Origin of the sequence: Burkholderia sp. AU39826 (genome assembly GCF_020419965.1) — a bacterium.
Taxonomy (GTDB): domain Bacteria; phylum Pseudomonadota; class Gammaproteobacteria; order Burkholderiales; family Burkholderiaceae; genus Burkholderia; species Burkholderia semiarida.
In genome coordinates this window covers 79600-92995 of sequence record NZ_JAIZQG010000014.1, presented here as the reverse complement: position 1 = coordinate 92995, position 13396 = coordinate 79600, and the positions used below count along the sequence as shown (strand labels likewise).

Sequence of the window (13396 nt, the reverse complement as noted above, 5' to 3'; positions counted from 1 at the left end):
GGGCCGATCACCCCACATTCATTCGGGCGAGGGCGCATGAGCGAAACGGAACGCAGACTTTCCGCACGGCAGGCGTCGGCATCGGCCGACACCGTGCCGGCGCGGACATTGCCGGCCTATCAGCAGATCAAGCGCTACGTCGTGGAGCGGATCGCGAAGGGCGACTGGAAGCCCGGCGGCGCGATCCCGACCGAGGCCGAACTGGTCAAGGAATTCGGCGTGGCGCGGATGACGGTGTCGCGCGCGCTGCGCGAACTGACGGCCGAGCGCGTGCTGACGCGCATCCAGGGGGCCGGCACGTTCGTCGAGCGCCGGCATTACGAGTCGACGGTGCTGGAAATCCGCAACATCGCGGACGAAATTGCCGAGCGCGGCCATCGGCACAGTGCGCGCGTGCTGCTGATCGAGCGCAGCGTCGATCCGGACGCGATCGAGGCGCTCGGGCTGCGCGCCGGGCCCGTGTTTCATTCGCGTATCGTGCATTACGAGGAGGACGAACCGATCCAGTTCGAGGATCGCTACGTCAATCCGGCCTTGTTTCCCGCGTATCTGGAGCAGGACTTCACGCTCGAGACGCCGAATCACTACATGGTGCGACTGGCGCCGATCCAGCGCGCGGAGTTCCAGATCTACGCGGAGAAGCCCAATGCGCAGGTGCGGCGGCATCTCGTGATGGAAATCGGTGAACCGTGTCTGCTGCTGCGACGCCGCACGTGGGTCGGCGAGCAGGTCGCCACGTCCGTGAGGCTGTGGCATCCGGCGTCGCGGTTTCATCTGGCGGGCAACATGTAGGGAAGCGGGGGCGGCGTCGCGCATCGTGCGTCGTCCGGCTCGATTTGACACCTGGCGTCGCCGCCCATTAAAGTCGCGACGCGGGGCGGCGGGTCAAGCACACGCCCGGAACAGGCAGCCGATGTTCCAGGACTACGGGGCTACCCCGTGGATCGGATCGAGACGCCGATGCGCCGCAAGGGAATCCGTTGCGCGTCGCGCAACATGACCCCTCGCAGCACCAGTCACGTTGACTCGTCGTCCCGCCCCTCTGCGTCCATGCACTCATCCCTGCGCGACACCACCCGAACGATTGCCGAGGCGATGCTCGCCGGTTCGCCCGAGCGCGACGGCGTCGTCGCGCGGATGGCCGCCGTGCTCGGCGAAGCGCCGCCGTGGGCGCACGAATGCGCGGGCCTCGCGCTCGTCCGCTTCGGCGCGGAGTGGGCCGATACCGACACCGACGCGCTCGCGGCGGTGCTGGCCGAGGCGCCCGCGTTCGTGCGTGCCTGGTATGGCGACCGTCGGCCAGCGGTGATCCGCATCGTGCGGCGGCCGCTGGTGCAGCGGCCGCTGCCGGCGCCGCTCGCCGGCTGCGACGTGCCGCACTGGCCGACGCCCGGCGATCTCGCCGGCTGGCTCGGCGTGAGCGTGCCGGAACTCGACTGGCTGTCCGATCACTGGCGCGTCGACGCGCGCGGCAGCGCCACGCCGCTGCATCACTACACGTACGTCGCGGTCGACAAGCGCAGCGGCGGGTGCCGGCTCGTCGAAATCCCGAAGGGGCGGCTGCGCGAAGCGCAGCGCCGCATCCTGCACGAGCTGCTCGATCGCGTTGCGCCGCACGGCGCGGTACACGGTTTTCGCAAGGGACACGGGATCGTGTCGTTCGCGGCGCCGCATGCGGATCGCGATGTCGTCGTGCGCTTCGATCTCGCGGATTTCTTCGTGTCGGTGCGCGCGGCGCGCGTTCACGCGCTGTTCGTGACGCTCGGGTATCCGGCCGAAGTCGCGCGGACGCTCACCGGGATGTGCACCAATCGCGTGCCGTCGGCGCGGCTGCTCGCGCCGGACCTGCGCGACCGGTTCGACTGGATCGGCCGCCAGCGCTATCGCGAACGGCATCTGCCGCAGGGTGCGCCGACGTCGCCGGCGCTCGCCAACCTCTGCGCGTTCCGGCTCGACATGCGGCTCGCCGCGCTCGCGCGTTCGCTCGATGCGACCTATACGCGCTATGCGGACGATCTCGCGTTTTCCGGCGGCGGCGCACTCGCGCGCGACATCGCGCGGCTGCAGATCCGGGTCGCCGCGATCGCACTCGAGGAAGGCTTCGCGCTGCAACTGCGCAAGACCCGCGTGATGCGGCGCGGCACGCGGCAGCAACTGGCCGGCGTGGTGGTCAATCGTCATCCGAACCTGGCGCGCGACGCGTTCGATCGCCTGAAGGCCATCCTGACCAATTGCGTCCGGCACGGCCCGGCGTCGCAGAATCGCGGCGCGCATCCGGATTTCCGTGCGCATCTGGCCGGGCGCGTCGCGCACGCGAGCGCGCTGAACGCGGCGCGCGGCGCGAAGCTGCGCGCGCTGTTCGACCGGATCGCATGGGAGGCCGGCGGCGAAGACTGCTGAACCGCCGGCTCGCATCTGCCGCGGCCCGCGACTTCTGCAACACGATCCCGCGCACTGCTATCATTCGCGCCATGCCGCGCCCGTGACAGGTGCGGCGAATCACTTGCGGCCGCCGTCCACTCGCGGCGCCGCCCGTTGCCGGCCGGTGCTGCCTGTCAGTGACGCACGACGTCGTTTCGTGCTCATCGCGCAAATCATGCCGGCTCAGGTGGACGATTCACCTATTTGACAGCCCCGATCGGCGGAACTTCGTGGTAGGTTCGGCCATCGGAGCTTTTTGCAAAAACATGCCCAAAGAGGATGAATACATGACCCAGGCCCTGCAGGAACTCGAAGCACAACTTCGGGACCTGAACATCAAGCTGTCGGAGGCGAAGCAGAAGGAGAAGCAAGCCGCGCTCGCGGCCTTCAAGGAACAGGTCGAGCTGCTGGGGATTTCGCAGCAGGAAGTGCTGAGCGCGCTCGGCTACATCGTCCAGCGCAAGCGCAAGGCGCCCGCGAAGTACTACGATCCGACGACCGGCCGCTCATGGTCGGGGCGCGGCCCGCGGCCGAAATGGCTCGAAGGCAAGGATCTCGAAACGCTTGCCGTCGACCGCGGAGCCAAAACCTGGTGGCCGGGGGACGATCAGGGCTGAAGCCCGCCGCGCCGCCGGGCCATCCGGCGTCGTCCGGTTCGCGCAGGCGGGCCGGACGGCGATATTCCGCCCGCCTGCCGTCTTTCATCCGGTGTCCGGCCTGATCGCGCATCGCCGGCCTCGCCGCCGCACCGGATCGACGTTTTCCCTTTCCCCTTCCTTTTTCCTTTCCCGTTCGTTGCCCGCCGTGGTCCGTCGTTTCCCGCCAGCCGTCCGGCCAGCGCGGGCCGGCGCGCATCCGCCCGCGTCGTTCGCGGGCACAGGCCTTAGAATGTCGCCGGACATTCGTGGCAGGACACCATGGCGGCAAACATGAAATCTTCGACGCTCGGCGGGCCGTCGGCCCCGGGCGTGGAGCGGGTCGGCGCATACGCGTGGAAGGCGCTGGCCGGATCGGCGATCGGCTATGCGATGGACGGCTTCGACCTGCTGATCCTCGGCTTCATGCTGCCGGCGATCACGGCGGCGCTGCACCTGACGCCCGGGCAGGGCGGCGCGCTGGTCACATGGACGCTGGTCGGCGCGGTCGCGGGCGGCATCGTGTTCGGCGCGCTGAGCGATCGCTACGGGCGCGTGCGCGTGCTGACCTGGACGATCCTGCTGTTCGCGATCTTCACCGGCCTGTGCGCATTCGCGCGCGGCTTCCAGGATCTGCTCGTCTATCGCACCATCGCGGGCATCGGCCTCGGCGGCGAGTTCGGGATCGGCATGGCGCTCGCGGCCGAAGCGTGGCCTGCAGCCAAGCGCGCCCGCGTGTCGTGCTACGTCGCGCTCGGCTGGCAGGCCGGCGTGCTGCTGGCCGCGCTCGTGACGCCTTTGCTGCTGCTCCACATCGGCTGGCGCGGTATGTTCGCGGTCGGCGTGCTGCCCGCGCTGCTCGCCTGGGTGATGCGCAACACGCTGCACGAGCCGCAAGCGTTCGTGCTGCGCGCGACGCAGCCGAAGTCCAACGCGTTCCGCATGCTCGTCGCCGACGGCCGCACCGCGCGCACGAGCGTCGGCATCGCGATCCTGTGTTCGGTCCAGAATTTCGGCTACTACGGAATCATGATCTGGCTGCCGACCTTCCTGTCGAAGCAGATGGGTTTCTCGCTGACGAAATCGGGCGTGTGGACGGCGGCGACCGTCCTCGGGATGATGATCGGCGTCTGGGTGTTCGGCCAACTGGCCGACCGCATCGGTCGCAAGCCGACGTTCCTGCTGTACCAGCTCGGCTCGGTCGTGACGGTCATCGCGTATGCGCGGCTGTCGGACCCGACGGCGATGCTGTGGGCCGGCGCGCTGATGGGGATGTTCGTCAACGGGATGGTCGGCGGCTACGGGACGCTGATGTCGGAAGGCTATCCGACGGCCGCACGCGCGACCGCGCAGAACGTGCTGTGGAACATCGGCCGCGCGGTCGGCGGCTTCGGCCCGGTCGCGGTCGGCGCGCTCGCCGCGCACTACTCGTTCCAGACGGCCATCGCGCTGCTCGCCGGCCTCTACGTGCTCGACATGGTCGCGACGGTGTTCCTGATTCCCGAGCTCAAGGGCGTCGAGCTCGAATGAGCGCGGGACGCGCGCATGCCGCCACGATTTCACCGGAAACCACGATGCAACGGAACAACAGGACGATCGGCGTGATGGGCTCGGGCAAGGAGCCGTGGCTCGCGTTTTCGGAACCGCTCGGCGCGTGGCTCGCGCAGGCCGGGTTCAACCTGCTGACGGGCGGCGGGCAGGGTGTGATGCTGGCGGTCGCGCGCGCGTTCGCCGGCGTGCCCGGTCGGGCCGGCCGATCGATCGGCATCCTGCCGACACGGGCCGATCCGGTCGCGGGCTTCGTGCCGCTCGACGGCTATCCGCATCCGTTCGTCGACGTTCCGATCCTCACGCCGCTGCCGCGGCGCGAACCGGGCGCGGCGCCGGACGCGATCAATCGCAACTACGTCAACGTGCTGAGCAGCGACCTGATCGTCGCGCTGCCGGGCGGGCACGGGACGGCCGAGGAGATCGCGCTCGCGCAGCGCTGGCGCAAGCCGCTCGTCTGCTTCGGGCCGGATGGCGCGTTTCGGTCGCTTGCCCCGGACGCCACGTGCACGTCGTCGCTCGACGACGTGATCCGGTTCATCGACGATGCGTTCGCGGCGGAGCACGCGCTGCGATAGGGCGATCGATCCATTCGGCGACCGTCGGCGGCAACGTACGTCGGCTCGAACCGCCGCAGGCACGGTTCAGCTCCGTCGCCCTCCGTTCGACGCGCTGTCTTCATCGCGCCGACAGCCGGTTCCGGTTGGCGAATCCCGGTCGGCATCGGCTTACAGCAGCATCACGTTGCTCGATGCCTCGCCGGATGGATACGCCGATGGACCGCGCGCGTTCGCCGTGTCGTGTCCCCGTTCTGTAGCGGGCGTCATGAAGCCCGCCGGATCGACGACGGTCCATTGAACCTCAGCCGCCCGCCGGCCCCGGCCGGCTGAAGCGCTGCTCGACCACCTCCGTCCCCCACTGCGTGCCCGCGGATTCGCTCGTCAGCGCGAAGCCGAACGACTCGTACAGATGGCGCGCGGCATCGAGCCCCTTGAACGTCCACAGGTACGTCTCGCGAAACCGGTGTGCGTCGACGAATTGCATCGCGAGCGTCATCAACCGGCGCCCGATGCCCGAGCCGCGCAACGCGTCGCTGACGATGAACCAGCGCAGGTGCGCGACGCCCGTCGCTGGGTCGCCGTCGATCGCGAGCGACGCGAGCGTGCGCCCGTCTTCCTGGCACAGCCACAGCGCCTTGCCGTCGGCAGGCAGCGCGCCCGCGAAGGCGGCCAGTTCGGTCGCCACGCGCTGTTCGAAGAAGGCGCCGAAACCCCAGTGTTCCGCGTAGAAGCGCGCATGCAGGCTCGCGATGTCGCCGATGCAGCCCGGCTGATAGCCGTCGCGAATCGAAGGCGCCTCGGCGGGTGCAACGGGCGCCCTGGCCGCATTGTCCTGGGCGAGCGCATCGGCATACAGCGCGAGCGAACGCAGCAGCGCCTGCTGGTCGGCCGGCATCATCCGGCGCAGCGCGTTCGACACCTGATCGGTCGCGAACGTGTCGATTCGTTTGCGGAGTTTCTCGCCTTCGGCGGTCAGGTACAGCTCGATCGCGCGCGCGTCCTCGCTCGACACGCGCCGCTCCACGACCCCGGCCGCTTCGAGCCGCGCGAGTTGCCGGCTCGTGTTCGACTTGTCGAGCCGGAGGATCGCGCCGAGATCCTTCGCGTTGATGCCGGGCGTCATCCCGATCTCGAGGATCGCGTGCACGGCCGACGGCGCCCAGTCGCTGTCGGCCAGCGTCGCACGCATGAAGCCGAGCTCGCGCACCAGCTTGCGCGAGAAGTCGCGCAGCTCGAGGATGGTTGCGTCGCGCGGCTTGGCCGGCACGTCGATGAGGTCCATGGTTTGTCCGTGGAAAGTTGCGGAGCGCAATCAACAATAGTTGCGAGTCGCAACTTATGCAAGGCGGATTTTTCACGTGGGTCGGTTGTTTCGCAGGCGCCGCCGCCGTGCGGCCCGGCGGTCAGGCGGATCGACGCGCGAGGACCAGCGCGGCACGGCGGGGTACCCAAGCCGATGGCCCGGCGTGCGGAAGTGGCCGCATACTGGCGGAGCGGGCCGACTTGCGAGCCGGAGCGTCGACCGACCCCCGATCGACGACCGCGGACCACGGAGATCACGATGAACAAGCTGTCGCCGATGACGATCGCGTTGCTTGCCGGCAGTGGCATCGGCGCGGCGCCGCTTCATGCCGCCGGCGCGATGGACGCGCCGCCGTGCAGCGCCGCGCATGCGGCGGATCGGGGCGGCGGAAACGCCGCGATGGCGGACGCGTCGGTCCGCAGCTTTTCGACGGCCGGTTGTTCGGGTGCGGTATTGCAGGGCGACAGCGCGGCCGCGACGGTCAACGGCGACCGGATCGAGTTGCACGACGGCGTCGTCTACGTCAACGGCCGATCCTATGGCGCGGTCGCGCCGGCGCAGACGGTCGAGTACGAGGTCGCGCGCGACCGGCGCACGTTGAAGGTCGACGGGAAAATCCGCACGCCGCCGCGCTGACGCGTGCCGCCCCGGTACGCCGCCGCGCCGCGGGCATGGGGTTCCCGATCAGCGTGCGGCGCGAACCGTTGCGCGCGACGGGCATTGCCGGCCGGTGTTCGTGCCGATTTCGTCCGCGCTGGTCGAATGCGACAGCCGCGGCGTGGCGGGCTCGGACTTCGGGCTGTTCCGCTACGAGCGGCTCGCGCGGTCGGTGTATCCGCTCGACGACGTCGTCGAGTGGCCGTCGGGCACGCGACGCACGGATTGACGGAACCGAACCGGGTGCGAGACGCCGGGCGCGCGCGCTTTCGGGCATCATCCGATGGCGCCGGCCCGTCGGGCAGCAGGGCCGGGCAATTCATTGCGTCCGCAACCGATCCGGAGAACCGACCGCCATGCATTCGAATCCTTTCCGCCCGCGCGGCGCGCGCCTGCTCGCCGCGCTGACCCTCGCCACGACGGCCGTCACCGTGCACGCCGCCGACTGGATCGTGTCCGGCAACGACGGCAAGTACCAGCGTGTCGAGGGCCGCGACACCTTTCTGCCGTCCCCGCCCGCCGACACGCTGACGCTGCTCGACGCCAGCACGTTCCCGCCGAAAGTCGCGGCGCAGATCGACGTCGAGAACGGCATCCAGGGGCCGCCGCAGGCCGTCGCGATCACGCCGGACGCGAAGCTCGCGCTCGTCGGCGCGCCGACGCGCTACGACACGGCCGCGAAGCAGCTCGTGTTCGACACGTTCCTGCAAGTCGTGAATCTCGACACCGCGCCGCCCGCGATCACGCGCGTCGAGCTCGGCACGCATCCGCAAGGGATCGCGATCGACCGCTCGGGCCGGCTCGCGCTCGTCGCCAACGTCGACGGCAGCGTGTCGATCCTGCGCATCGACGGCACGCAGGTGACGCTCGACGGCACCCTGAAAATCGGCAAGAAGCGGCTGGCCGGAATCAGCTTCACGCACGACGGCAAGCATGCGCTCGTGTCGCTGCGCGACGAGCAGGGCATCGCGGTGCTGAACGTCGACGACGGCAAGGTGACCGACAGCGGCACGCGGCTGAGCACGGGCGTCGCGCCGTACACGATCGACGTGTCGAGCGACAACCGCTGGGCCGTCGTCAGCAACGTCGGGCTCGCCGGGCTGCCCGGTTACACCGGCACGCTCGCGGGCGACGCCGATTCGGTCGCGCTGATCGACGTGTCGCGCGTGCCGTTTCGCACGGTGCAGTACCTGACGGTGCCGTCGCTGCCGGAAGGCGTCGCGATTTCGCCGAACGGGAGGTGGATCGCCGTGCAGGCGATGGACGGCTCGAACCTGACGGCCGACAACCCCGGCCGCCGCAAGCTCGGCAAGGTGCTGCTGTTCGAGATCCGCGACGGGCAGGCCGTGAAGGTGAGCGAGGTGCCGGGCGGCGAAGCCGCGCAGGGCATCGTGTTTACCGCCGACAGCCGGCACGTGATCGTGCAGTTCAACGTCGAACGGCAGCTTGCGCTGTATGCGGTCGAAGGCGGCAAGCTGCGCGATACGGGCAAACGGATCGCGCTGACGGGCGGGCCGTCTTCGTTGAGAACGCTGCCGCGCTGAACGGGCTTTGTTCACGGCTGGTGGCGACGGAACCTGCGCGGGCCGTTCGGCCGTGAACGGCACGCGCTTCTTCAACGGATGAAGGAGCGGGCGAACCGGCGACGCGCACGCGAGGATGCGCGCGGAAAGAAGCGCCCGATGCGCTTGCACCGGACGGTACGGCCGTGCCGTTACGGACGCAGCAGATCGAACCCGCCGAATACCACGACACCGCTGAGCACGATCATCGCGACCGAGTGCTGGCCGAAGTAGAGAATCGCGGCGGCGAGCCACGTCGTGATGCAGAAGGCGCCGATGCGGGCCATCGTGTGTTCCTCGAATGCGTGATGAAGTGAATGCGTGCCGCACGGCGTTCGCCGCTCGGGCGGTGAGCGGGGCACGCGTGCAGGCGGACGGAAAAGGCGACCCGGGAAGCCGCGAGGGCGTCGTCGGCGACGTTGCGTGCCGCGCCTCGACAGGCCGGAGTCGAAGCCGGCGGCATCGCGCGATCGGGCCCGAACGGGCGTCCGACGTGCGTATCCAGCCGGCGAAGCGGCGATTTTACCAGCGCCGCCATGCCGCGAATCTGGCCCTTTCGCCATCAATTTCGGTCATCGTGCAGTAATCCACCCGACCCTCGATATTCAAGTTTCGTGTGACGAATGCCGTAAACGAACTGGAAGGCGATTTCCGCCATGTCACTTCGTCAACCGACACACGGACCGACACGATGCAGATCGATTTCTCCACGACCGCGCGATCCCCGCTCGCGGACAGCGCCATGACCGCGAACCCGGCCGCCGCGAGATCGTTGACCGGCGGCGCGACGGATGCCGCGAGTACGACGGGCGCAACGGGCGCGACAGGTGCCGCCGCAGCGACTGACACGTCGAGCACCGCCGCCACGAAGGATGCCACCGGCGCCGCCGGCGAAACGCCCGGAGCGGCCGGTGCATCGTCGGAAGACCCGGCGGTCGCCCAGTTGAAGGCGCTGATCGAGCGGCTGCAGAAGCAACTCGCGACATTGGAGCGGCAGATGGCCGCCGCGGCGCAGCGGGCGAAGGACGACCCGTCCGCGGCCGTCGAACAGCAGTCGCTGAGCGCGGAAGCCAGCACGATCTCGGCCGCGCTCGCGACGGCGATCGCGCAACTTGCCGCGGCGCTCGCGAAATCCGGCGGCTCGCAGGCGGGCGGGCTGGTGTCGACGCAGGCCTGAGCGGCCACGGCGGCATCGGCCGCACGCATTACAATCGCAAGCGCGTCTCCTTCTCAAGGACGGCTGAACGATGAATGCGGAACTCGACGACGACGAACTCGTCCGCTTCGACGCGCACGGTGGCCCGCCGCTGCCGGCCGCCGATGCCGAAGGATGGCTCGACCACGACGGCGCGCGCATCTGGCACGCGTCGTACGGCCAGGGGCCGGCGGTCGTGCTGTTGCACGGCGGCCTCGGCCACGGCGGCAACTGGGGCAACCAGGTGCCGGCGCTGCTCGCGGCCGGCTACCGCGCGATCGTGATCGACAGCCGCGGCCACGGCCGCAGCACGCGCGACGACGGCCCCTATTCGTACGAACGCATGGCATCGGACGTGCTGGCCGTCCTCGACGCGCTGCACGTCGATCGTGCACGCTTCGTCGGCTGGAGCGACGGCGCATGCATCGCGCTCGTGCTGGCCGCCCGCGCGCCGGAACGGGCGGCCGGCGTGTTCTTCTTCGCGTGCAACATGGATCCGGGCGGCACGAAGGAGATGGCGCCGAGCCCGCTGATCGACCGCTGTTTCGCGCGGCATCGCAAGGACTACGCGCGACTGTCGGCGACACCGGATCAGTTCGACGCGTTCGTCGCCGCCGTCAGCGAAATGATGCGCACGCAACCGAATTACACCGCGCAGGATCTCGCGGCGATCGCCGTGCCGGTTGCGATCGTGCAGGGCGAGCACGACGAATTCATCCGGCCCGAGCATGCGGCGTACTTGGCGCACACGATCCCGGGCGCGACGCTGACGATCCTGCCCGGCGTTAGCCATTTCGCGCCGCTGCAGCGGCCCGCGCGGTTCAATGCGGCGATGCTCGCGTTTCTCGACCGGCTGCCGGGGTGATATGCAGGCGCGGCGCGCGGCCCGCTGCCGGGCGCGTTCTGACCATCAAGCTGTCGGCGGGATCCACGGCACGCGCTGCATGATGTGCCACTTGGGCAGGTCGGCCCGCAGGTCGAGTTCGACTTTCAATCCGGGCGGGTGAATCAATCGCGCGGCAGGCCAGCGCGCGTGGATCTGACGAGGCTTATCTCTTTTTCGTCGATTTTTTGACGCGGTGCCATTCGCCGTACCTCATAAGCTTTTCTTTCGCCTCGCGCAACATATCGTCGATTGTTGGCGGCCGGGCGATAGCGGATAGTCCTGCTTCGACAGGCCGGCGGCGCCGCCCTCTATGCGCGGCGCCGCCGTATCCGTTGCTCATGCAACCATCGGAAATCGAAAGGAACGCACTCATGCGATTCAACGCGACGCGCTTCGCCGCGACCCTGTTCGTCGCCGCATGCGCGACCGCCACCGCCGGTCGCGCGGCCGCCGTCACGCAGGACGACCTCCACGACACCGTCACCCGCCATATCGCGCCGCTGATGAAGCAGTACGCGATTCCCGGCATGGCGATCGGCGTCGTCGCCGACGGCAAGCCCTACGTGTTCGACTACGGCGTGATGTCGAAGCAGACCGGCAAGCCGGTGACGGGCGACACGCTGTTCGAGATCGGCTCGGTCAGCAAGACGCTGACCGCGACGCTCGCCGCGGACGCGCAGGAGGGCGGCGAACTGTCGCTCGCGGACCCCGCGGCCAAGTATCTGCCCGAGCTGCAGGGCAAGCCGTTTGGCGTCGTGACGCTGCTTCAGCTCGGCACGCACACGCCCGGCGGAACGCCGCTGCAGGTGCCGGACAGCATTCGCGACGACGCGGGCCTGATCCGCTATCTCCGCGCATGGCGGCCCGAGTATGCGCCGGGCACGCATCGCAAGTATTCGAACGTCGCGATCGGCATGCTCGGCTGGCTCACCGCGAAGGCGATGCACCAGGATTTCGCGACGCTGATGGAGCAGCGGCTCTTCCCCGCGCTCGGGATGACGCATACGTACATCGACGTGCCCGCCGCGCGGATGGCCGACTATGCGCAGGGCTACACGAAGGACGGCAAGCCCGTGCGGATGACGGAGGGCATGCTGTGGCAGCCGGCGTACGGCGTGCGGACCACGGCGGCCGACCTGCTGCGTTTCGTGCAGGCGAACATGGGAATGATCCAGACCGCGCCGCGCCTGCAGCGCGCGATCGAACGCACGCACACCGGCTATTTCCGCGCGGGGCCGCTGACGCAGGATCTGATCTGGGAACAGTATCCGTACCCGGTCACGCTGCCGACGCTGCTCGCGGGCAATGCGCCGAAGATGCTGTTCGACGCGGTGCCGGCCAGCGCGATCCAGCCGCCGCTCGCCCCGAGCGCCGCGACGTGGATCAACAAGACGGGCTCGACCGCCGGCTTCAGCACGTACGTCGCGTTCGTTCCCGCGAAGCGGATCGCGATCGTGATGCTCGCGAACGGGAACGTGCCGATCGAGGATCGCGTGAAGGTTGCCTACCGGATCCTCGGGGCGCTCGGCGACAGGCGGTAACCCTCCCGCTTCACGCCGATTGTCCGGGCACTATTCGGCGGGAATTATTGAATCGAAATCAACTGTCATTCGCGCGTGCGCCCGCTTATCAAACGGGTGCGTGGGCACTATCGTGACGGTCCCTGATACCGCTGACGAGTGCCGACCATGAAGACGACCCTCGACGAGATGCTCGCGTTCGTGACCATCGCCGATACCGGTTCGTTGACGGGGGCGGCCGACAAACTGCACCAGCCGACCTCGGTGATGAGCCGGATCCTGCGGCGCCTCGAGGAAAAACTCGACACCACGCTGATTCGCCGCACGACGCGCCGCCTCGAACTGACCGAGGAGGGCAAGCTCTTTCTCGACTACGTGCGCGAGATCATCGCGTCGGTCGAATTCGCCGAGGAACAGATCGTCAGCCAGCGCGAGGCACCGGCCGGGCGGTTGCGGATCAATGCAGCGATGCCGTTCATGCAGCACGTGATCGCGCCGATGATGCCGGGCTTTCGCGAAGCGTATCCGGCGATCGCGGTCGAACTCCATACGAGCGATGAAATCATCGACCTGCTCGAACAGCGCACCGACGTCGCGATCCGGATCGGCGAGCTGCGCGATTCGACGCTGCATGCGCGCCGGCTCGGCAGCAGCCGGCTGCGCATTCTGGCGAGCCCGGCCTATCTGGAGAAAGCCGGCGTGCCGGCGAGCGTCGCCGATCTCGCGAACCATGTGCTGCTCGGTTTCGCGCAGCCGGAAACGCTGAACCAATGGCCGCTGCGCGCCGCGGACGGTAGCGTGTACCGCATTCATCCGGCGCTGCAGGCGTCGAGCGGCGAGACGCTGCTGACGCTCGCGCTCGCTGGCGCGGGCATCGTGTGCCTCGCCGACTACATGACGGGCACGCATCGCCGCGACGGCAGCCTCGTCGAACTGCTCGTCGACGACACGGTCGAGTTCCGCCAGCCGATTCACGCGGTGTTCTATCGCAATGCGACGCTGTCGTCGCGCATCGTCAGCTTTCTCGACTATGTGGGCGCGCAGTTGAAGGCAGGCGGCGGCATCGACTGAACCGGCACGGCACGTCACCGGCCACGCAGTAAAAAGGG

The 13396-nt window shown here is 68.8% G+C and carries 13 protein-coding genes and 1 pseudogene; 12 read left to right on the top strand and 2 right to left on the bottom strand.

Features of this window, described 5'->3' with window-relative positions:
* The first annotated feature begins 36 nt into the window (after positions 1–36).
* The 5 genes from hutC (at position 37) to LGM42_RS22285 (ending at position 5182) form a co-directional block, all read left to right on the top strand.
* Positions 37–792 carry a histidine utilization repressor gene (gene hutC / locus LGM42_RS22305; protein WP_226224433.1) on the top strand — a complete coding sequence of 252 codons (756 nt, stop codon included), beginning with the start codon at positions 37–39 and terminating at the stop codon, positions 790–792.
* A gap of 258 nt (positions 793–1050) precedes the next feature.
* On the top strand, positions 1051–2400 hold the full coding sequence (locus LGM42_RS22300; RefSeq protein ID WP_226233203.1) for a reverse transcriptase family protein: 1350 nt from the start codon (positions 1051–1053) through the stop codon (positions 2398–2400).
* Positions 2401–2708: 308 nt separating this feature from the next.
* Positions 2709–3038: an H-NS family nucleoid-associated regulatory protein gene (locus LGM42_RS22295; RefSeq protein ID WP_059579344.1), complete on the top strand. Its 330-nt coding sequence runs from the start codon at positions 2709–2711 to the stop codon at positions 3036–3038.
* Positions 3039–3338: 300 nt separating this feature from the next.
* On the top strand, positions 3339–4586 hold the full coding sequence (locus LGM42_RS22290) for an MFS transporter (protein WP_226233202.1): 1248 nt from the start codon (positions 3339–3341) through the stop codon (positions 4584–4586).
* A gap of 44 nt (positions 4587–4630) precedes the next feature.
* Positions 4631–5182 carry a DNA-binding protein gene (locus tag LGM42_RS22285; protein ID WP_413227149.1) on the top strand — a complete coding sequence of 184 codons (552 nt, stop codon included), beginning with the start codon at positions 4631–4633 and terminating at the stop codon, positions 5180–5182.
* Positions 5183–5465: 283 nt separating this feature from the next.
* Here LGM42_RS22285 and LGM42_RS22280 read toward each other — a convergent pair whose 3' ends face one another.
* Positions 5466–6446 carry a helix-turn-helix domain-containing GNAT family N-acetyltransferase gene (locus LGM42_RS22280; protein WP_226233201.1) on the bottom strand — a complete coding sequence of 327 codons (981 nt, stop codon included), beginning with the start codon at positions 6444–6446 and terminating at the stop codon, positions 5466–5468.
* A 279-nt stretch (positions 6447–6725) separates the two neighbouring features.
* Between LGM42_RS22280 and LGM42_RS22275 the strand changes: the two genes are divergently transcribed.
* The 3 genes and pseudogenes from LGM42_RS22275 to LGM42_RS22265 all read left to right on the top strand — a co-directional run bounded on the left by LGM42_RS22275 (position 6726) and on the right by LGM42_RS22265 (position 8668).
* Positions 6726–7103, top strand: coding sequence for a S26 family signal peptidase (locus LGM42_RS22275; protein ID WP_226233200.1), 378 nt, complete (start codon positions 6726–6728; stop codon positions 7101–7103).
* 82 nt (positions 7104–7185) lie between these two features.
* Positions 7186–7353: pseudogene (locus LGM42_RS22270) on the top strand (microcystinase MlrC family protease); the annotation flags it as partial.
* Positions 7354–7480: 127 nt separating this feature from the next.
* Entirely contained in the window at positions 7481–8668 is a 1188-nt protein-coding gene (locus tag LGM42_RS22265; protein ID WP_226233199.1) for a beta-propeller fold lactonase family protein, read from the top strand.
* A gap of 170 nt (positions 8669–8838) precedes the next feature.
* Here the strand turns inward: LGM42_RS22265 and LGM42_RS33060 are convergent, their stop codons facing one another.
* Positions 8839–8973 (bottom strand): hypothetical protein, encoded by a 135-nt coding sequence (locus LGM42_RS33060; protein ID WP_006767081.1) that lies wholly within the window; start codon positions 8971–8973, stop codon positions 8839–8841.
* Between the two features lie 404 nt (positions 8974–9377).
* On the opposite strand from LGM42_RS33060, the gene LGM42_RS22255 reads away from it, so the two are divergent.
* The 4 genes from LGM42_RS22255 to LGM42_RS22240 all read left to right on the top strand — a co-directional run bounded on the left by LGM42_RS22255 (position 9378) and on the right by LGM42_RS22240 (position 13358).
* Positions 9378–9863, top strand: a complete 486-nt coding sequence (locus LGM42_RS22255; RefSeq protein ID WP_264168331.1) for a hypothetical protein — start codon at positions 9378–9380, stop codon at positions 9861–9863.
* 70 nt (positions 9864–9933) lie between these two features.
* Positions 9934–10746, top strand: a complete 813-nt coding sequence (locus LGM42_RS22250) for an alpha/beta fold hydrolase (protein ID WP_226233198.1) — start codon at positions 9934–9936, stop codon at positions 10744–10746.
* 392 nt (positions 10747–11138) lie between these two features.
* Positions 11139–12308, top strand: a complete 1170-nt coding sequence (gene ampC, locus LGM42_RS22245) for a class C beta-lactamase (protein WP_226233197.1) — start codon at positions 11139–11141, stop codon at positions 12306–12308.
* 147 nt (positions 12309–12455) lie between these two features.
* Positions 12456–13358 (top strand): LysR substrate-binding domain-containing protein, encoded by a 903-nt coding sequence (locus tag LGM42_RS22240; RefSeq protein ID WP_226233196.1) that lies wholly within the window; start codon positions 12456–12458, stop codon positions 13356–13358.
* Positions 13359–13396 lie beyond the last annotated feature (38 nt).

What these genes read in the sequence shown, in the direction of transcription:
- LGM42_RS33060 (WP_006767081.1), bottom strand. Translation starts at nt 8,973, where the DNA reads ATGGCCCGCATCGGCGCCTTCTGCATCACGACGTGGCTCGCCGCCGCG.
- LGM42_RS22295 (WP_059579344.1), top strand. Translation starts at nt 2,709, where the DNA reads ATGACCCAGGCCCTGCAGGAACTCGAAGCACAACTTCGGGACCTGAAC.
- LGM42_RS22255 (WP_264168331.1), top strand. Translation starts at nt 9,378, where the DNA reads ATGCAGATCGATTTCTCCACGACCGCGCGATCCCCGCTCGCGGACAGC.
- LGM42_RS22285 (WP_413227149.1), top strand. Translation starts at nt 4,631, where the DNA reads ATGCAACGGAACAACAGGACGATCGGCGTGATGGGCTCGGGCAAGGAG.
- LGM42_RS22275 (WP_226233200.1), top strand. Translation starts at nt 6,726, where the DNA reads ATGAACAAGCTGTCGCCGATGACGATCGCGTTGCTTGCCGGCAGTGGC.
- LGM42_RS22240 (WP_226233196.1), top strand. Translation starts at nt 12,456, where the DNA reads ATGAAGACGACCCTCGACGAGATGCTCGCGTTCGTGACCATCGCCGAT.
- LGM42_RS22280 (WP_226233201.1), bottom strand. Translation starts at nt 6,446, where the DNA reads ATGGACCTCATCGACGTGCCGGCCAAGCCGCGCGACGCAACCATCCTC.
- LGM42_RS22300 (WP_226233203.1), top strand. Translation starts at nt 1,051, where the DNA reads ATGCACTCATCCCTGCGCGACACCACCCGAACGATTGCCGAGGCGATG.
- LGM42_RS22265 (WP_226233199.1), top strand. Translation starts at nt 7,481, where the DNA reads ATGCATTCGAATCCTTTCCGCCCGCGCGGCGCGCGCCTGCTCGCCGCG.
- hutC (WP_226224433.1), top strand. Translation starts at nt 37, where the DNA reads ATGAGCGAAACGGAACGCAGACTTTCCGCACGGCAGGCGTCGGCATCG.
- LGM42_RS22290 (WP_226233202.1), top strand. Translation starts at nt 3,339, where the DNA reads ATGGCGGCAAACATGAAATCTTCGACGCTCGGCGGGCCGTCGGCCCCG.
- LGM42_RS22250 (WP_226233198.1), top strand. Translation starts at nt 9,934, where the DNA reads ATGAATGCGGAACTCGACGACGACGAACTCGTCCGCTTCGACGCGCAC.
- ampC (WP_226233197.1), top strand. Translation starts at nt 11,139, where the DNA reads ATGCGATTCAACGCGACGCGCTTCGCCGCGACCCTGTTCGTCGCCGCA.